General features: G+C 37.1%; 6 protein-coding genes and 1 pseudogene. 3 read left to right on the top strand and 4 right to left on the bottom strand.

Features of this window, described 5'->3' with window-relative positions; translation table 11 throughout:
- Positions 1-255: 255 nt before the first annotated feature.
- The 3 genes from CVD18_RS22545 to CVD18_RS09060 all read left to right on the top strand — a co-directional run bounded on the left by CVD18_RS22545 (position 256) and on the right by CVD18_RS09060 (position 1734).
- Positions 256-489 carry a hypothetical protein gene (locus CVD18_RS22545; RefSeq protein WP_103865123.1) on the top strand — a complete coding sequence of 78 codons (234 nt, stop codon included), beginning with the start codon at positions 256-258 and terminating at the stop codon, positions 487-489.
- A gap of 70 nt (positions 490-559) precedes the next feature.
- A complete protein-coding gene (locus tag CVD18_RS09065) occupies positions 560-814 on the top strand; it encodes a Tox-REase-5 domain-containing protein (protein ID WP_158250418.1) in 255 nt (84 codons plus the stop codon).
- A gap of 164 nt (positions 815-978) precedes the next feature.
- The gene (locus tag CVD18_RS09060; protein ID WP_103865121.1) at positions 979-1734 is read left to right on the top strand and encodes a hypothetical protein; all 756 of its coding nucleotides are present in this window, start codon (positions 979-981) and stop codon (positions 1732-1734) included.
- 9 nt (positions 1735-1743) lie between these two features.
- Here CVD18_RS09060 and CVD18_RS09055 read toward each other — a convergent pair.
- The 4 genes and pseudogenes from CVD18_RS09055 to CVD18_RS09040 form a co-directional block, all read right to left on the bottom strand.
- A pseudogene (locus CVD18_RS09055) lies at positions 1744-1896 on the bottom strand (IS3 family transposase); the annotation flags it as partial.
- A gap of 101 nt (positions 1897-1997) precedes the next feature.
- Positions 1998-2954, bottom strand: a complete 957-nt coding sequence (locus CVD18_RS09050; protein ID WP_103865119.1) for a type IX secretion system membrane protein PorP/SprF — start codon at positions 2952-2954, stop codon at positions 1998-2000.
- A gap of 86 nt (positions 2955-3040) precedes the next feature.
- Entirely contained in the window at positions 3041-18400 is a 15360-nt protein-coding gene (locus CVD18_RS09045) for a T9SS type B sorting domain-containing protein (RefSeq protein ID WP_158250417.1), read from the bottom strand.
- An 18-nt stretch (positions 18401-18418) separates the two neighbouring features.
- The gene (locus CVD18_RS09040; protein ID WP_103865117.1) at positions 18419-21649 is read right to left on the bottom strand and encodes a PorP/SprF family type IX secretion system membrane protein; all 3231 of its coding nucleotides are present in this window, start codon (positions 21647-21649) and stop codon (positions 18419-18421) included.
- Positions 21650-21652 lie beyond the last annotated feature (3 nt).

Here is a 21652-nt window from a genome sequence, read left to right as displayed (position 1 = left end):
TTTTTGAGTATTAGACCAAAAATTAAAGAAGAAGTAGCTTATAAAAAATTTGAACGCTTTTTGTTATCATTACCCAAGTTTAAGATTCCGCTAGATACTGTAAAAGTAGATGGATTCCACTGACGAGAAAGCATTCCTGTAGACATATATGATAATGAATTAGACCCAAACGACCCATATTTTTATGGAAGTTCAGAGTATAGCTACTCCAATAAGTACCATAAGGATAAAGCAGTTACAAAGTTTAAAAGTAGTGTGTATATAACCATACCCTATGAGGGGTTGGGGCATAAAATCAAGCTGTATATACCTATTGAGCATACTGTGATCAATATGAAGTTCTATCTACAAAAAGAATTACCCATCTATGTAGAGAAGGTAAAGGATGAAGACATGACAGAATATCTTAGGTTTTTTCTTGATTTTAGATTTTTAGAAAGCCCACATATTTCAATAATAGCCACAGAATTTTTAGAGAAAAAGGCATAGGTTATAAACTGCTGAGACTATAGAAGATGGTACAAAATTACCTCCTGTACCAGAAGAATTGGGGGCGGTGGTGAATGATACCAGACCTTCATTTAGGCATGGACAAAGTGATGGTGGTCCAGGTATATGGAAAAAAGAAACAACCCCACAAAAAGGAGCAGAATATCAAGAGCATGTAACTAAAGCACCCAAGGATACAGAATATGTAGTAAAAACAGATATTATGCCTAGTGGTAAAAAGAAATTTGATGGCTATGACCCCGAAACCAATACATTAATAGATGCCAAAGATTGGGATGGATGGCCACCAGAAGGGCAAAGATAGGCAGCAGATAAAGTTGCTAGGGTAGCAAAAAAAGATGCTGAAATAGCCAAACAAGTTGGTGCAAATTTAGAATATCATGTACCTCCGCAACATAAGGCAGATCATTTAGTGATGAAGGTGTGGAAGGAATAAAGGTAGTAGTAACCCCTAAATAAGAAATAACTATGAGAGAAAAAACAATTGTAATGATTCGGTTTAAATCAAGAAGATTAACCGTTCAAGAATATTTAGATTTTAGTAAAGTAGTATTACAAACACTTCAACCTCTACATCCTATTTTTGAAAACTTATGTAGTTGGGGTCATAAAGCAAGTCACTGGACATTTCTAGATAAAAACTTAACCAACTTTGATGCTATAGTGTTTGAGCATATTAATGATACAGACTATACTTACATCAATAAAGATGAGAATGATAAACAAATGCATTTAGATTCTTATGATTCTACAGGGTTTTCGAATAGCTATTCTAATACAAAAAAAGAGAAAGAAGTGCAGGTTTCAGTTGATATTTCAGATGGTAAAGGAGAGGGAATAGGATATATTAATATAGAGTTTCCAAAAGTTGGTTATGATGAATTTTATACAGAAACTTTTTGTATACGGTTGTTAGAAACGTTAATCAAATTAACCAATGCAGAATATGCAGTGATTGTTCCAGATAAATTGTGGGGTAATGTAGAACAATTATACGATAAATTTTGGATAGGATGGTTTACTTATTTCTCAAACAATGGAGTATATAATCATCTGCCTAAAGTAAAGACCCTGCAACGGAGTATTATAAATGAAGGGACATTATTTTGGATTGATAGTATGCAACCCGATAACATGGATGCATACGAAATAGAGCAAGCTAAAGAAATCAAGAAAACCCTTGAAACTTCTCAACTGCTAGAAAATCATTATAGTTTTTCTTGATTTGTAAAAGAGTATTATAAAACCAGTACTTCGGCCTTGGATACCATACTTCTTTTGAGCTTGCTTATAAGTCAACGCTCCTTTCTCAACTTCCTGAACTACAGAAAGTTTAAAGCTCATTGAGTAATCCTTCTGGGTACGTTTTTTATATGTTCTTTTCATTACACTTGTGATTTTGTGTAACGCTATTTCAGGACGGGACAGAATAACAAATAAAAAAAGACTGCCTTTTCAGACAGCCTTTTTTGTTTAAATTTTTAATTCTAATAGGTACACCCACATTTACTTTGTCTACATCCAAAATCAAATCCTAAAGTAATCATATGCGATCCTGCTGCTGTAGTAGGTTGTAAAACTTCATTTACATTAATTTGATATCCATATGAGACATAAAAGTTTGATTTCTTAATTCCCACCATAGGAGAAATAGAAAGAGGTTTAAAATCCTGATCTACCAGAGATCTAAGACTCGCACCTATCCAATAGTAATCACCTCTATGCATTTTACGTACTTTTAGATTAAGATCTGCTGTAGAACGACCATCTCCTGCAAAATTTTGATATAATACAGAAGGTTCTATCTCTATATCACTAAATCTGTGATAAAAGGTATATCCTGTATACAAATAATAATTCTGTATTTGTGACGGCTCTGTCGGATTAAAATCATCTATTTCTTTTTGTAATAAATTAACTGCATTTGCACTCAAAAAGAAACGTCCGATTCGATATAAAAGTCCAATATCAAAATTAGAATCATTGACATTTATACCTGCTAATCCTGGATTAAACGGATTATCGGGATCTCCATTGTTAAACCTTGAGGTATCAATACCAAACTGAGTAAACTTATAACTAATTCCAAATGAAAGATATTGGTTATTATACTCACTCAATGTAAGGTGATGCGCAAAGGATAGTTGAACTCCTTTTTGGGTAGTTGCTCCATTTTGATCATTAAACAAAATAGCTCCTATTCCTGAACGATCCGATATTCTACCATCGATAGATAAGGATTGTGTACCAGGAGAATCCTCAATACTAACCCATTGCTCAAAACCAGAAGCTCTGACCTGCCAACAGTCTCCGATACCCGCATATGCAGAGGATATCAAATATGGGTTATCTGCAATATACTGATTCTGTACAGGGGCCAAAAACTCCTGCGCAAAAGTCCAATAACTTGCAAATAGGCTACATATGATTATATATTTCTTCATCTAACTTTAAAAATTACAGATCGTTAACTCTTCTATATTCTATGGTTCTATACTCAATTCTCATAACTCACTTATATGATTATATATTATCTATATAGTGTAAAGTGACCTGTGAACTCTCTATTATCTATATCATTAAGGATTATAGTATACCAATAATCTCCAGAAGGAAGTTGTTTTCCTTGATATAGTCCATCCCATCCTTGTTGATCTCCTTTAAACTCTGCCAGCTTTCTTCCGTATCTATCAAATACCATTACTTCCATGTTTTCAAAGAAGAAAGGATCATCTGTATTTGGAGTAATCTGTCTAGGATACCATAAACGTTCTTCTGTTGAACTGTTAGGGCTATCTGGAGTAAAGTAATTAGGAATACGGATATTGATATATGTTAAGTTTTGTACTATGCGAATTTCACATCCATCTGCATCTATTACACGTAGTACATAATCTGCCGTTTCTCTAATTACAAAAATGTTTCCTTGTAGTTCTGTAAAATCTGATGATTGTAATTGGTTTACTGTCATTCCATCAGGTAAAATAGTAAATGAGAACGAATAGAAAGGATTATTCTCAAATCTTCTTCCTCCAGAAGCTACAATTTCATATTCATTAGGATCTTCAGGATTATTCGTCATTTCTGCTACTGGGATAGCTAAAGGAATATATTCTTCTATAACAATCCTACCCACATCAACTATACACCCACCTGAGTGTTCCATAGTACCTTCATATTCTCCTGGATTTACCTCAAATCTACCTTCAAGGTTAACATTCTGGGCAGGGTTAACTGTACCATTAACACCAGTAAGAGTATAAATAATATCTGTATCTATAGAATTTTCAAATGTCTCAAAGTCTACAAAATATCTAGGTCCTTGTATAATAACAGACGGATCATTTTCATCTCTTACAGGACATTCTAACCTTGGAACTAAAGTAGCATTCAACATTACACCAGCTGGAATATTTACTGGTAAATCAATTCTACAGTTATTTGCATCTCTTACATAGATAGTGGTAATTCCTCCTGGTAAACCAGTATAAGTAAACATATCCTGTACAAAATCAGCATCATTATTGGTTATATTGGTCTCATAAGGAGCAGTACCTCCTGTAATAATAATAGTAACTTGCCCATCAGAATCACCAAAACATGTTTCTGGTGTTGGATCTCCATCTGGACTTACCATCAATGTATTTGGTTCTAGAATTTCAATATCTCTAATTTCATTACATCCTAAAGCATCCTGAGCAATTACATTATACATTCCTGGTGCCAATTCATCAAATACAAATACACCATCTTCTGCTCCATCAGAACCATCATTTAAAAACTCTCCATTATCAATTGCAAAAGAATATGGAGGAGTACCACCTATCGCTTCAATTCTAATTAAACCATTATCTAATCCTTCACAGGTTACATTCTCTGATGAGAATACTGGTTCAAACAATGGTGGATCAATAATAGTAAATGATTCACTATCAGAACAACTTCTATCTGTATTAACTGTATAGATATAATTTGCAGGAGCTAAGTTTCTAAACTCGCTATTAGATTGTATTATTGGTGTAAATGCTGTTCCATCTGTTAATACATTACCAACTGCACTAAGCGTATATGTATATGCTCCTGTACCTCCAGTAACATTGGCATTAATTATACCATTTGCAGCTCCATTACAATTTACAAATGCAAATCTAGTATCTAATGTAATTTCTACATCTGGAATTGCAATTACTGGTAATGCTCCCGATGGTTGAGACTGACATCCATTGGCATCAATAACATAGAACTGATAATCACCTACTGGTAATGTAAATGTTCCTGTACCATTTCTTTGCAATTCTATAGGGTTTAATGGATCTGCAATATTTAATACTACATATTCTGTGATTGCTACACTACTAGTACCAGTAACTGTAACATCCACTGTAGGATTAGGGTTACCTGTACAATCTACCAAAGTAGCACTAAAGTTAACTGTAAGCTCAGCGGGTTCATTAATAGTAGCTGAAGTGGTATTACTACAATTAAGGCTATCATAAACAGTAACGGTATATGTTCCTGGTGCTAATAAAGTAAACTGATTAGAATCTTGTCTAGCACCTTCTGTTTCTCCTGCTGGAGTAAGTGTATATTCAAAAGGCCCATCACTACCATTTGCAGTAACAGTAATTATACCATCTTGAACACCATAACAACTTACACTACTATCTGGTATTGCTGTAATGGCAACATCATTTGCTGGGGCATCTATTATTATAGTATCAGAATCAGAACAAGTAAACGTACCCATATCATCAATAGCAGTCACCTCGTATGTATTTGCAGCATACCCTTCAAAAACACCATCTGTATTTGTCTCTATTATTGTTGCTGGAGTAGCTAGTAAAGCCAAGGTGTAAGTAACGGTTCCTTGTGCACCCGTTACACTAGCCAAGAAAGAACCATCTGATCCAGGGCTACAGGTCTCGTCTAGATTACCTGGGTCTAAAACAATATTGAAATTATTTGTAGGACCAGAAATCGTAAAGTTGGCTGTACCTGTACAATTTGGTATGCCGTTCTGAGTAATATTTACTGTATAATTACCAATACCTAACCCAGGTTCTGTAGCACGAGGTATAACAAAATTGTCCTCTGTATTCACATCTAGATCAGTATTTTCTGTAGTTCCAGCGACAGCACTATCATATACAGTGCTACCAGATGCATCTACAATTGTATAATCAAATGCACCAGCATATCCTAGAATAAATAGTTCTCCTCTACCATCGTCTGCACCAAAACAGGTTTCTCTACTTTCTTCTTCGGCACGAACTTCTATATTGTCAAATGCGTCTATACGATAATCTACCTCAACAAAACAACCTGTTGTTTGATCTGTAATTCTGAATATATATAGACCTACGTCAGTAAGAGTAAATGTTGTATTCGTCGCATTGGTTTCTATAGCAGGTGTTCCTGGATTATCAGCAGTTCCAGCAGGCACATTATTTTGTGGTGCTACTGCAACAGGACCACTAACTACTTCAAAGTTAAATGGACCCACTCCATCAGTTACGCTTACTATTACCTCTTCATCAACTAGACAAGTGATTGCCGTATCTTGCGTTACTGTAGGGTCTTCCATAATTGGTAGATCTACTATTGCTTGTACGATTGTAGCTAATCCACAACCTTTACTATCAGTAACATTATTAATATCATAAGTACCGCTTTCATCAGCTATAAATTCATACTGTACTCCAACAGCTACTGCATCTGCATCCGTAATATTTGTGTCTGTAACTACTACACCTGATGGTGTTGTGTAAGTAATACTATATGCAGGAGTACCGTTCTGAATGGTAACCGTTACGGTTGGGAAATTTTCATTAGTTCCCGTACATGTATAATTTCCAACATTAGTACTGGCTGTTACCTGAGTTGCGTTTGGTACATTGGCCGTAGCTTGCTCTTCACAAAGGCTATTAGATCGGATAACTGTTACATAATCTCCAACAGGAACATTCGTAAATACAGGATTATCAATTTGATCTGTTCCTACTTGAGCTCCTGGAACACCTCCTCCAGCATCTACAAATAATTGATATGTATATTGTTGCCCATCATCTGTAGTTGGGTCAAGAGTAATAACTACTCTACCATCACTATCACCTATACATGAAACTGCTTCTCCTACGGCTGTAATACTAGGTAGTACAGGTATAGGTAAAGAAACTGAATCATTTACAGAACATCCTGAGCCAGTTGCAGGAAGTACATTACTATCGGTAACACTTACAGTATAAGAACCAGCAGTAATACCGTTAAATATATTTCCACCTGCACCTGTTTGTACAACTGGAGCAATTGGTGTTCCGCTACTATCTGTACCTGTTAATGTAAAGATAAAGTTACCTGGGTTGGCAACAAAGTCCGAACCTCCTGTAACCGTCGCAGTAATCTGTCCATTAACACTTGTTCTACATTCTGGTGTTCCTGTAAACGTAGCACTAATGGTTAACTCTGGTACTATAGTAATTGTTTCATCAGTAGACACACAACCATTTTCATCATATACTCTTACAGTATACGTTCCTGGTGTAGTTACAGTAAAGTCATGAGTAGTTCCATTCACATTTCCTGCTACTTGCCCACTACCCACAGCACCTATTTCAAAAGTTAACGCATTAGTAGCTGGAGCTATTACTGGTACATTACTAGTACCAACCACTCGTATGGTATAGCTATCATCAAACACACAAGAATCTGTCCAAGTTACTGAGTCTACTGTTGGATCTCCTGTTCTAAACACAGTTTCATTAATAGAAACTGGTGTTGATGTACAAGAATTAGTATCAATAGCACTTATTATATATGTAGTTCCAGCGATTGTTGCTGGTAATAAAAATGTTTCAGTAGTATTAGCAGTAGTTGTTTCAAATAAGAATGGAGCAATACCATCATCATCTGCTCTATAGGTATAAGGCCCTGTTCCTCCAGTTACAGAAACTGTTACTCTAGCATCTTCATTACAATTAGCATTGATATTCTCATCTATTGCTAATGTTAATAGTTCTGGTTGTGTAATCGTAAATGGATCTGTAGTAGTATCACAGAAAGGCGCAGCTAATGCTTCAACCTCTACTACATATGTACCTGCTGGCACTCCATTTGCAGGTAATCCTATACGAACTGGATTTGTAAATGGAGCAGTAATACTTCCTGAAGTAACTACTGCTGCTGTAGTTGTATTTACAACTCTAAAATCGAAATCTCCTGTATAATTTAATACAGTCAAATCAAGTTCACCTGTAGAGGCTCCATTACAATTTACTGGAGTAGCTTCTACCGCACTTGCCTCAATAGAATCAAATGGATCAACTCTATATGTTGGTGAATCTACAGGACAAGCTCCGTTAGCGTCTGTATCTGTTATGGTAAACTGGTAAGTCCCTACTGATGGTAACACAAAAGTTGCCACAGTTTGAACACCTGGAACAGCAGTATCTCCTGTTCCTGCAACGATACCATTTTGAGCAGGTACAGCTCCACTAGTTTCTACAAAATTAAATGGTCCTACTCCGCCAGTTATAGTAACTGTAACTGTTTCACCATTATCACAGGAAATTTCTCCATTATTCGTTGCAGAAGTATCTCTAACCACTGTTGGGTCAGTAATTTCTGGGAAAACAGGTATGGTTTCTGTTGGCTGTACTGTAGGACAGTTATTACTATCATATATTGTGAATATATAATCTCCAGGTATAACCGCAACGATCTGAATACCAGCTGCAGGATCAGTATCCAAAGTTGTAGGATCTACTGGAGATGCTACAACTGGAGTACCATCTACCGTATAAGAAATAGTATAGGTGGATCCTGTTCCACCAGAAATATTATCTATTGTAATAACAGGTACGCTTTCTGTTCCAGCTGGACACGAGTAATTTGTGGATGAAATTGTTGCTGATACCGCAGTTGGATCATTTATAATATAATCCTCTGTATCAAAACAAAATACATTTAATGATCCATTTGGTTTCGTAGCCCTAACCTCTACCGTATAAGTTCCATTATCCAAACTTGAGAATACTGAATTCGTTTGATAAGGAGTTGGAACCACTGCTGGTGTTGCAGAGGTTGAAGCTGTAATTCTATATTCATAAACCACCGTTGGATCTGAATCTGTAGAAGCTGGTGTTAATGCCGCAGTAACTACTCCATCAGTATTTCCTATACAGCTAACAAAAGTAGTTTCTGGAACTAATACGGGTTCTTCTGGAGCTTCTATACTTACTGGAGCAGTAAATGAACAGAAAGGAGTTGTTCCTCTACCGTCATCTGTTACTTCTACAATATAGCTTCCTGGAGCAACTCCTGTATATATTCCTGAAGCATCACCTGTTGTATTACCTGTAGCTGTACCTGTACTATCTTGTAGTTCATACGTCAACGTACCTTGTGCAGCTCCTGAAACAATAGTTGTTGCATCAATTACTCCATTAGCCGTATTACAATCAGGTGCAGTGGTAAATTCTGGACTTATTTGTAGTGGTATGTAAACCGTTACTGTATCTGTATTTGTACATCCAGATTCATCTGTAATTGTAATAGTATATGTTCCTGGTGCAGAAACAATGAATTGGTGGTTATTATTGTCAATACTACCAGCGACAGGAGTTCCTGCGCCTAATTGGTATGTCAATGTTCCTAGACCTGTTCCATCGATATCTATTACGTTTGTATTATCATAAGCACAATCATCTATAAACGAAGCTGTAACTGTTGGCAACGGATTAACAACAGTTGTCACCGTAATTGGCCCAAAACTACATCCGTTTGAATCGGCTGCCCATATATCTAAAGTTTGAACTGTATTTCCTAAGTCAATTACATTACTTGTTAAAGGATAAACTCCAGGATCTCCAGCACCCGTAGGTACTACTTCATATCTATATCCATCAGCAGGAGGTGTTGCAAATGGCGTTCCTCCGTTAGTATTCATAATCACTTGAGCATTAGTCCCACAACTATTTGCAGGTGTCTGATTAGTAGCTATTGAATTTAATGGATCTGGAAGATCAATTGAGAAATCATATCTGGTCGGACATTGCGTACCATCAACTTCTTGTATAGCCACATAATATTCACCTGGTGGTAAATTATTAATAGTAACTGGAACATTAGGTATTGCAGGACCAGGTGTAGAGTTATCAGAACCTGTAAACGCGGCTCCAAGACTTACGTTGGTAAAAGCATTAAATACTTCCCATGATATTTCTGTTACTGTAGCACCGTATGCAGAAACATCAAATGTAACACTTCCATCATCTAATGCTGGTGTTTCGTTACAACTTACATTGGTAACCACATCGTTTATTATAACAGGAGAAGACGGAGGGTTTTGAGGAGGAACCATTTCCTGATATAAACATCCTGTTTCATTATCTCTTACTTCTAATATATACGTTCTATTAAAACTCAGACCTGCATAAGTATGATCTCGAATTGGAGTATTTGCGTCAACCGCTGTAGGTCCTCCAACACTATCGTCTAAAGGCACAAAATCTCCTAATCCAGGTGAAGGCTCTCCTACAATACGAATATCAAATCCTGGAGGTGGGTTTGTTGGTGGTGAAGTAACACCAGAACCACCCTGAACATCAATTTCGAATGTTACTCCCCCTGGACAAGTTGCAGAAACTGTAATGTTCTGAACCAGATCATTAGGAGGTGAGAAAATATTAAATGGTCCAAATGGAGCATTATCAGTACATCCATTTGCATCGGTAACAAAAATAAAGTACTGACCAAAATCTAACCCTATAAAGTTAACGGTTGTTCCTGTAGTTGTTGGGTTTGGTGTTGCAACTGCAGTAGTTGCTGGCACTAATGGCCTAACAGAGAAATTAGCGGCTCTAACTAAAGTATAAGTGTAGTTCCCTGTTCCTCCAGCAATTTCTAGATCTATCTCACCTAAATCGGTTACAGTTCCTGAACCACCACAGGTTACAGGAGTTTCTGCGCTGCTTACTTCTGTAATTAATGCTGGTTGATTTACATTCACACTTCCTGGGTATAAACATCCTTTACTACTTCTCACTGTATAGTTATACGTAGATGTGTTTGTGGTTGGATCAGCATCACCTGCATCACCAGCCAAGTTAGGAAACGTAATTTGAGTTCCTGTAATGGTTACAAATCCTGCTCCATTGAAATCAATTTCATATGGTGTTTCAGTACCTGTTACTGTAATTACTACAGTTCCTGTATCTCCAGAACAATCCAAATTAACATCTGGATCTGTTACTGTTGGTGCAACAGGGTCTGTAACATTAAATGGAAGTGTTGTAAATGTACATCCTCTTGCATCGGTAACTCTAAAAGTATAAGTTCCTGCTCCAGAAGTAGCCGTATAATTAGTAAATGGTGGAATAACCGCAGTTAAATAATTTGCAAAAGCTCCTCCATCAAAAGAAACATCAATAGTATAAGGTGCATATCCAGGGTTTGATGCCGGAATCGCTAAAGAGAATGCCGCATTTACTGGATTACCTAATGCATCACAAGTAATATCAGAAACTGGAGTTACCTGTAATTGAACTGGTTCCTCAACTGTTGGAACAGTTATAGAGGTAGGGCATCCATTGGTGTCAAAAATAGTAATTATATAATCTCCTGGTGCTGTCAAATTAGGTAAAGTTGTAAATGAAGGTCCAGGAACATTCGTATCTGGAATTACCACAACACCGCCCAAAGTAACATTATAAGTATAAGGAGGAGTCCCTGCATTAACAGCATCAATATCTACAGTAAAATTAATTGCTCCATCATCCAAACAAAAGTCTGAACTTGCAGCATCTAAAGTTGCTGTAAGTTGTGGCAATTGATTAATATCTAAAGTTTGTGTAGCCGAAATACAACTATTACTATCTGTTACAACAAGTTGATACCCTGTTCCATTAGGAACGTTCAAATATGGATCACTTGCAGGTCTGCTTGGTCCTACTAATGTTCCTCCTGAGTTACTTAACGTATACGTGTACCCTGTTCCACTACCTCCTCTAGGGTTACTTATCGTAACTGTATTGGTGTTGGTAGCACAATCCTGAACCACTGTGTCAATATCAAAATTAACTACATCAGGTTGACCAATGGTAACTGTTGTGGTTACTTCACAAAGAGTTGCTTCATCAGTAACCCTTATTGTATAATTACCTGCTGGCAATACATCTCCTGTAGGAATAGTAACTGCTGTTTGACCCGTTGCTGTAATAGGTATAATTGCAGGTGTTCCACCTGTAATTTCATATTCATATGTTGCGGTTGCTGGAATATCTATTCCAGATACTGTAAATGATAACTCTCCATCTGAACCTCCATTACATGTAGGCTCGTTAACTGGAGTTGCATTTACAACGATTTGATCAATATCTTCTATTATAAAGTTTTCACTAAACACACAACCATCATCTGTTCTTGCTAAAAACGTGTAGGTTCCTGGAGCAAGATTATTAAATAAATTCGACGCTTGTGGGCCTACTGGTGCTGGTGCGGTAATTTCATATTCTATAACACTACCCGATCCTACTATTGTAGGTGTTACTGTAACGTTAGAAGTAAGTGCAGTACATTGAACGGCAGTCGCTGAAAAACTAAGATCTGTTATTTCTGTTACAGCTTCTATCGTAATATTTGTAGGCACTGAACAGGTTTCTGGTGAACCTTGATTTGCTACATGTACGGTATATGTTGCATCTGTACTAATTGGGATATCTACTGGGAATGTCGTAATATTTGTATATCCTGTTGATGGATCCAAAGTATATGCCCAGCTTCCTGAACCTCCTACTATTCCCGAAATACGAATAATCGCATCGGTTGGAGCCACACAACTTAAATCTCTTTCTATATTAATTGTTGGAACAATTGGATCAGGGTCTGTAAGTATTGTTGTAAAATTAAACGTACAAGCTGGTGTACCACCAGAACCATCAGTAATGGTTACAGTGTGAGGGTTTGGAGTATCGCCAACATTATTAAAAGTTACTGTCGTATCTCCAGTAGGCCCTATTTGAGTAGTTAAGTCTCCATCAAGAACATAGGTAAATGGCCCTTGCCCAACAGTCACTTCAACTTGAATGGTTCCATCTGGATTGGTAAGACCAGGACATGAAGGATTAGTAGGGGTTAATGTTGCCACTACTGCATCAAACGGTGTTACTGTTCTCGTATTCGAAAATGCAGTACATCCAGCATCATCAGTTACTCCTATCAAATAATCTCCTGGAGTACTTGTCGCATGTGGTGATGTTATATTTGCCTGTACCAAAGTTGGCGTAGTTGCTGGAGGTACAGGTGGATTATATAAATCGTATTGTGTATACACAGTACTTCCTCCAGAAGCTATAAACGTAATGCTTGCTTCAGAATTACAATCTATATCCTTAGCAAGTGCTGCCGTTATAGTAAGCTCTGGGTTTATTGTAAATGAAACAAGAGTTGATACACAATTGGTTTCTGTATTGGTTACTGTAACCGAATAGTTTCCTGCAATTAAGTTATCAATTTCAAAAGTATTTGCAGGAGCAGATACTGGAGGTGTTGTCGATAAAAATGTTACTGGAACATCGTTTGCTGTTACAGGACCTGTTAATGTATATTCAAATGGTCCTACAGCAGTTGTTGTTGGACTAGGTGTAATTGTTATCCATTGTGATGCAGGATCACTGTCTACACAAGCATCTCCTCCAGCTACCGCTGCAATGGTAGGCGAAGTAGATTGTATTACCTCGGCTGTGGTAGATCTTTCGCAAGCATCAGAAGAATTACCATCTCTAACAAATATAGTATATGTACCTGCTGCCAAGCCAGGAAATACATTATCAGTATTTGGATAATCAATTACTATTGTACTCGCGCTATCTACAAGTCGATATTGATGGCTTCCTCTTCCTCCATTTCCTGTCGCAGTTATAGTACCTGTATTAGCACTACAATCTGTAGAGGTGGCAGTAGCAGAAATTGTAAGTTCTGTTGCAGGACCAGTAATATCAACTGTAGTTGTATCTGTACAATTATTACTTGTTAAGCTAGTGTCTTCTACGGTAATCGTATATGTACCTACCGCTAATGGTGTAGCTGGGCTTTCAATTGTTACCGAACTTGTTGCAGAAGTTCCTGTAACCACTACCGTTAATGCTGGTGATGGTCCTGTTATTGTATAATTAAATGAACCGCTGTTTGCTACATTAAATGTAAAAGCACCATCAGTATCATTAAAGCAAGTTATCGCGCTGGTTTCTGTAGCGCTGGTAATATCAATTTCTGGTAATAAAGCTCTATTGAATGATAACTCAGCATCACATTGATTATCGCTTCTTACCGCTGTAACTGTATAATTAACATTTCTATCAAAAGTAAGTGTCTGAATACCAGCAGTAGTTGTTATATTAAATGTTGCAGGACCTGATGCGGGTGCTGGAGTAACTGTAAATGCAATTTGAACAGCATTACCTACATCTGCAGCAGACAACGCTGGAGAAGCAGAAATATCTCCTACAAAAGTTTGATTTGCACAATCAGAATCTCTCTCATTTGCCAATACCACATTATCAAGATCTAATAGAGCTGGTATAGCAACAGATTGAGGTACTGCACAATCTGGGGCACTTGGATCTCTTACATATATCGTATATGATGTTGCGGTTGTAACACCAGTAGCGTTTATTACCAGTGAAGTACCTACTAAAGCTGTAAAAGGTCCTGCTGGATTTGTAGCCCATTCATAGGTACCTGATACTCCTCCTTGAAAATTATCAATGGTAATCTGTGCTTCTGCATCTATACCTGTATTACAACTTAAAGATCTAGTTAATGCAGCATCAAAAGCAACAGCTATCGCTCCATCAATATCATACGTTCCCATTTCTACAGGACAAATTGGACTGCCCGAAGGATCAGTTGTATTATTATGTGAAACTCTTACCGTGTATCCAGTAGCCACAGCAACACTAGGGAATGTTCTATCAATACTAGTACTTGTTATCGTTTGTACCACTGTTCCTGTACTATCTAATAATTCATAGATAAATGTTCTACCTGTAACAGCAGATGCTGGAGTAAGCTCTACTTGGATTCTTCCTAAGTCTGTAGGGCAAACAGGATCTGTAACTGTAATCGTTTGGATTGCAATAGGTACATAAGGTTCTGGGCCATTCACTCTTGCTTCAATTACACATCCTAGCCTTGTAGAAGTATCACTTACTTCAAAAATAAATTCGTCTGCTGTAGTTGCTGTTGTAGGAAGTGTAAATTCAAATCTATCTATTGGATCTCCACTAGCTGGGCTCTGAAAAACTCCTCCTTGTTCTGCAAATCGATAAGGTCCTGTTGCTGCCCCTGGTTGACCATGAGAAGTAACAATTACTTCTACTATGGCCCCTGTATCACAAGTTGGTGGAGCAATAATACGAGCTACTGCTGTAAAATCAGGCGCATCATTAATAGTTACTACTTCACTATGCAAACATTCTGGATCTGGATTACGATTAGATACCACTTCTATAGTATAGTTTCCTGGTTTTAAGCCAGTAAATAAATGGTCTCCATTATTGAGTTCACTATTACCTGTTACTATATCTATATTATCAGGCCCTCCCGTAATATGATATTCATATTGAGGAGCACCTCCTGTAACCTCAATGTTGATACTTCCTAAAGCATTTCCATTGGTAGTATCAACACATTCAGGATGAAAAGCATCTACATCGAATACTGGTTGAAAAGCTCGTACTGTGCCGTCTATCTCATAAATACAATTTGGGAAAGCTGTATCAACCGCATATACAGTAAATAAATAAGGGTTTACTTGAAAAGCAATTGGGAAAAGACCATCTGTGTTTGTAAATAATCCTAAATCTCCTGGTAAAGTAGGTGCTACAGCCGTTTGATCTCTAATCAAAAATCTTAAGGTTCCACCTGCTGTAAAATTATTTACCTGTACTGATCCATCATTATTACACTCCATATCCACAATATCTACTTGTGGTTGGTAGTTGTTTTTGTTGATATCAAAATAAAATACTTGAGTACATCCACCTTCAAATTCTACAACAATTCTGTATTCACCAGCATCAGTAAATCCGTAACTAGTTGTTTTGGGTGGGGTTGCTATTGTTGTCCAGTTTGCTAAAGCATCACATCCTCCTGTAACCGCAGGACAATTATCACCTCTATCTAGACAGCTATTGTTTGTAAGTTCTTGCCAAGTAATATTAACAATATTATCAGGAGCAAATCCTGAATCAACAGTATATTGCTGGTTTCCGCATAAGTTTATTTTAGCCAAAGGAACATTACATCCTCCGCTAGAAGCATCATAATAAGTTATAAAATTTTCTGTCACTGCATCATCCTGTAATGGATGCGCTATTATAGTAAAGTCTGTGACTACAAATTCTTCTGTAAGTGTCATACACACATTACCTTGACTATCTGGTGTCGTATCTCTCTTAATCACAGAATATGTTCCTGAAACTGCACCAGGTACAGTTACAGTATTTATAGTTGTAGTGGTTGAAAACCCCCCAGGTCCTGACCATACATACTCATCATATCCATCTCCTGCTACCAAAATTAGATCTCCACCACAAAAACTAACGTCTTGACTACATGCACCAACATTTGCTAAAAAATTGGTAGCTAACCCATCAGTACTACCACAAGCTAAAAGAGCACTACTACTTGGATCATCTCTTACAAGTGTATTAGATAAAATACCTCTATAAGTACCTCTGGCAGTATTTGTTATTCTATCGGAACATGCATCTCTTAAGTCATCACAAGTAGCTACCAACTGTACAATAAAATCTATGGTAAGTTCTCCTGTACCTGGTGCTCCAGATTCACTATGTGTGAGTAAATTAGGAGGGACAGAAAATTGTATGGTTTGTACACCTCCCGTTCCTATTCCAGAAGTTGTATAACTTATTGATGGAATTGTAATTAAGTTTCCTGATGGATTCGTACTTACATTAATACCATCTACACTCAATAAATCCACATTTGCGGGTAATTCATCATCAATGATTACATTACCTAAGTAATCTTCATTACCAATATTTTCTACACGTAATCTATATACCAATTGATCTCCTAATCCAACTGAAGAATTATTAATAGGTGTGGATAGATCACTAGGGTTGTACACTTCTTTAAGTATTCTAAGCTCTGGTATAATGTTCTCTACAGAAAATGCTAACAAAAATGACTGATAGGTATCTCCCGTTGTAGATAACCGAAAATTTGCATTGGTAGCGCCATTGGGTATTAGACCATTACTATCATTAGCTAGATCAAAAATATCCGAATCAAAACCAAGTGTGTTTCTAGATGCTGGATTACGATTAGTCGTATACAGTCCATCAACTGATATAGAACTATTAAAGAAATTCCCGTTTGGATTAACAGCATCTACAATAGGTACAAAAGTACCTCCTGCATTTTGAATTAATAAATTATCTCCTGTAATACCATTATCTCCTTCTAATGAGGCAGAACCTAACCTTACATTTACAGGGTTTGGAGCTGGCAAAGTTGTAAATCCAGTAATTGGTAAATTTACAGGGGCAGCACCTGATTGTATTTCTCTAAATCCATCATAAACTGATATAAACCTATTTACTGAAGCAGGACTCGGATCTTCATAAATAACAACTAAGGTCCATCCTCCTGCTGCTCCAGAAACACCAGAGGTAACCCCCAATGTAGCTTTCATATCAGCAACTGTATATCTACCATATCCATTACTTCGTACTATACTTGTAACATCTGCATAACATACATACGGTACATTATCTGTAGCATTAGCATTATTATTTGATACAGTATTACTATATCCATCGTATATTACCCCTGGATGCGTATTTACAATGGCACCACTACCTAGTGTAATGGGCAATGTACCAACCTGAGGTTGAACTGGAGAATAACTAACACTTCCTGAAGGACCAAAACCTAATCTAATATTTTGAAAATCTGCTGTTCCTAATCTACGTACATCGGTTGCTGATAAATTAGTGGTATCCTCATTTCCTGTGGTAGAAAGGGTTGCATTCACTACATTGGCTTGAGCCTGAAGCTGTGTAATTAAGTTACCACCACCTATATCATCATTACCAATTGTAACAGATGGTATGGTTATTTGACTTCCTCCCCCCAAAAGTCTATGTAAATTACCACTAGAGCTTACAATAACAACTCCTATAGCTCCTGCTGCCTGAGCATTTAACACTTTATTTCTATCAGAACAACCTCCTCCTGTTTGTACAACAGCAATATTACCTACCAAAGCAGCACCATTGGTAATCCCACACCCACTAGTGGGTTGTGCTACTACCAAATTAGAAGAAGCTGGTCGTAATCTTATATCAGAGTTATCACTACTAAACTCATCATTTCTTACTGTATATACTCCTGCAATAGTAGTATTGTTAATGGTAAGTACAGTACGTGTATTGGTACCACTACTAATATTAGTATTAGAATAATTATTAGGAAAATCTTGTCGTGCCAAATAATAATTTGCACTCCAATATAAACCAGCAGATACAATACTTGAACACCCAATATTTGGATCTAACAAATCAGCACTACTAGAACTAAATGTAGTATTATCACCATCTATATCAATATATGCTGTATTACGATTAGTTCCACCATTACTAGTTCCCATAATGTTATAAGCACTATTGGGAGGATTATTGGTTAATCCTAAAATAGCATTACCAGCCATTAATACATCTCCTCTCACAGTAGTATCTCTACGATGCTGAAAACCTTGTTGAGAAAACATCAACGCAGCATTAAAAAATAGAAATAAAGCTAAAAATACTTGTTTGTAATTAGCTTTCTTCTCTAGGAGTTTTAAAATATTCTCTATAGATTCCATAGTCATCCATCTTTGGGGTTATTGTACTTTTAGTATATAAAGATCTCCATCATATGAGTTATTGACATTAGAGAATAAGCTTTGTTTCGCTTCGTCTATAGTGCCATATCTCTTCAGATACACATAAATGTAATTATCCTTCGGGTTTCTGAAATATTGCGGCTCCAGTCCCTGAGATCTTAATTTGGCCATTCCTCTTTCAAAATAATTTTCTCTTTTGAAAATATTTGTAATGAGATAATATCCATTTTCTATATTGTGTCCTCCAATAAAAGACAAACTCTCTGTCAAGACTGTATCATCTTTTACAGTGTCTTTTATCAAACGTGTTTCTTGTAATAGTTTTTTATATGATTCTACTCTATTCTTGGCAATATGTAATATCCACATATCTCCAAAATACCTATTATCAATATTATTAAAATACTTTTCTGCTGCTTCATCTTTATCAGTATAGCTTTCTATAGCAACATATTGAAATTGATTTTCTGGATTAAGTATAATCTGAGAGTCATTAAACCCTAAATCTTTTAAGGTTCCTGTAAATTTATCTGCATAAGCTCCTCCTTTAAATACATTACCAATAAGATAATATCCTTCTGGGTATCCAGGTATATATTTGGTAGCAAATTGAGCTTGCGGCCTAGACGTTTCAGCAAATTTCACAAATCTATTCTTTGCAGTAAGCCTTTTTGAACTTGCAGGGTCAGATTCATTTTTAGCTTCTTCTGCATCTGTATCCATACTAACTAGAGATTCTAAAAGCTTACTAAACTCCCTCTTATCAACATTCATACTTGTGTTTAATAATGAATCTCGTCGTGCAAATATTTTATCTGTAATTCGACTACTATTATCTAATTCTTTCTTAATTTCATCTAACCCTTCTTCTTTTTCTTCTGACCTAGATGCTGCGGCTGCTTGTCGTAATCGCTCTTCCTCTGCTAATCGTGCTGCTTCGGCTGCCGCTTCTTGTTGTAATCGCTCTTCTTCAGCCAAACGTGCTGCCTCAGCTGCCGCTTCTTGTCGTAATCGCTCCTCTTCAGCCAAACGTGCTGCCTCAGTTGCCGCTTCTTGTCGTAATCGCTCTTCCTCAGCCAAACGTGCTGCCTCAGCTGCCGCTTCTTGTCGTAATCGCTCCTCTTCAGCCAAACGTGCTGCCTCAGCTACCGCTTCTTGTTGTAATCGCTCTTCCTCTGCTTGTTGTGCTGCTTCTCGCTCTGCTACTTCGCGATCTAATCGTTGCTGTGATGCCAAACGTGCTGCCTCAGCTGCCGCTTCTTGTTGTAATCGCTCTTCCTCTGCTTGTTGTGCTGCTTCTTGAACTGCTACCTCACGTTCTAGTCGTCGCTGTGTCTCTAAACGTGCTGCTTCGGCTGCTACTGCTTGTCGTAATCGCTCTTCCTCTGCTTGTTGTGCTGCTTCTTGAACTGCTACCTCACGCTCTAGTCGTCGCTGTGTCTCCAAACGTGCTGCCTCAGCTGCTACTTCTTGTCGTAATCGCTCTTCCTCTGCTTCTCGCTCTGCTACTTCGCGATCTAATCGTTGCTGTGATGCCAAACGTGCTGCCTCAGCTGCCGCTTCTTGTTGTAATCGCTCTTCCTCTGCTTCTCGCTCTGCTACTTCGCGATCTAATCGTTGCTGTGATGCCAAACGTGCTGCTTCTGCCTTTTGCTCTTCTGCTTCACGCTCTATTTCTTGCTGTGCTGCTAAACGTTCTTCTATTTCTTGCTCTGCAGCAGCTTCTGCTTCTCTTTCCGCTTCTTCAGCTGCTATTCTTTGTTCTGTGCCTCTTTGCTCTGTTGTCTCACGTTCTATTCGTTGTTGTGATGCTAAACGTTCTTCTTCAGCTTTTTGCTGTGCCGTCTCACGTTCCAATCTTTGTTGTGATGCGATACGTTCTTCTTCAGCTCTTTGTTGCGCTGTCTCACGTTCCAATCTTTGTTGTGATGCGATACGTTCTTCTTCTTCCTTCTGTGATGCCTCTTCTCTTTCTAAACGCTGTCTTGATGCCAGACGCTCTTCTTCTCTTCTTTTATTAAGTAGTTTAACTTCTTCTTCACGTTGCAATTCTAACTCTCTAGCAGCCTTAGCTTCTTTTTCTTTAGCTTCTGCAATTGATCTTTCGAGATCACTCATTGCTCTTTGAGATTGGCTCTTAGATTCTCCTTTTTCCTCTTGTAACTCTCTTATTAATTTATTTTGTTCTAAAATTTCCTTTTTAAGCCTTCTAATTTCAGAATCTCGTTCTTCATATGCTTTTTGAGTACTTGATTTTGATTTGCCTCTTCTCTTTCTTGGGCGCTCTTTTTCAAAATTATAAGCCAATCCTACTTCATGAGTAGCTCCAAAATTACTGGTATCTCCAAAACCTGTTTCATATGTATATCCTATAGAGACATTTGAAGTAATATTACCTCCAATACCTACAGAAGCCCCATAAAAACTATTATAGCCTGCCTGTGCCCAACCTAATTCTGGTAAATCGACAATAACATTACCACCGTATCTAAGATTTGAATCTGCACCAGTATCAGGTAACATATTTGCGTATACCATTCCTTTGATTGTCTTATCAGACCTTCTTTGTAAACTTGTTGTATACATAACGTGACCCCTAAAGGCCATGTTATCAGTTAGTAATTCACTAGCTGTTAAATTATACGCAACGAGATTAGATACAGAAACTCCTACATCAAATTCAGCATAATTAAAATTTACTCCAGGGGTTAACTGAAAAACCGAACTTTTTTCATAATTAAGAATAACAGGGTCACTTACTTCTACTCCGCTATTCAAAATAATACTTGTAGCAGCATCAATATTAGATTTTACACCACTTTGTGAAAAACCAAGATTCATACCAAAAGTAAGGTTCATATCTCTATCTATCTCTACATTGTAAGCGAAGTTTGCTATTCCTCCAAAATATCTATAGATACCTTCGTTTTGCTGATGCAAACCAATAGAAACTCCGATTTGTTCATCAAAGTTAGCTGTATAGTTAATTAAATAAGTTTGTGGGTTATCATTAAAAGAAGCCCATTGTGTTTTGTTATAAACATTAATAGATTTTTTATTTTCTCGTACTAAAGAAAAGGTTGGGTTAAAATAAAATCTATTATATTTTACTAAGTTATGAGTAGGGATATCGGTAGGTAGTACACCATAAGTAGTAGTATTCTCGTCTTGTCCTCTAAGAAGGTTAAAGGATATACATACAATTATTAAAAGTAATTTTTTGACCATAAA

The sequence above is a fragment of the Aquimarina sp. I32.4 genome (assembly GCF_002924285.1).
Lineage (GTDB): Bacteria > Bacteroidota > Bacteroidia > Flavobacteriales > Flavobacteriaceae > Aquimarina.
This window is presented reverse-complemented; position numbering and strand designations above follow the sequence as displayed.

What these genes read in the sequence shown, in the direction of transcription:
- CVD18_RS09050 (WP_103865119.1), bottom strand. Translation starts at nt 2,954, where the DNA reads ATGAAGAAATATATAATCATATGTAGCCTATTTGCAAGTTATTGGACT.
- CVD18_RS09040 (WP_103865117.1), bottom strand. Translation starts at nt 21,649, where the DNA reads ATGGTCAAAAAATTACTTTTAATAATTGTATGTATATCCTTTAACCTT.
- CVD18_RS09045 (WP_158250417.1), bottom strand. Translation starts at nt 18,400, where the DNA reads ATGGAATCTATAGAGAATATTTTAAAACTCCTAGAGAAGAAAGCTAAT.
- CVD18_RS09060 (WP_103865121.1), top strand. Translation starts at nt 979, where the DNA reads ATGAGAGAAAAAACAATTGTAATGATTCGGTTTAAATCAAGAAGATTA.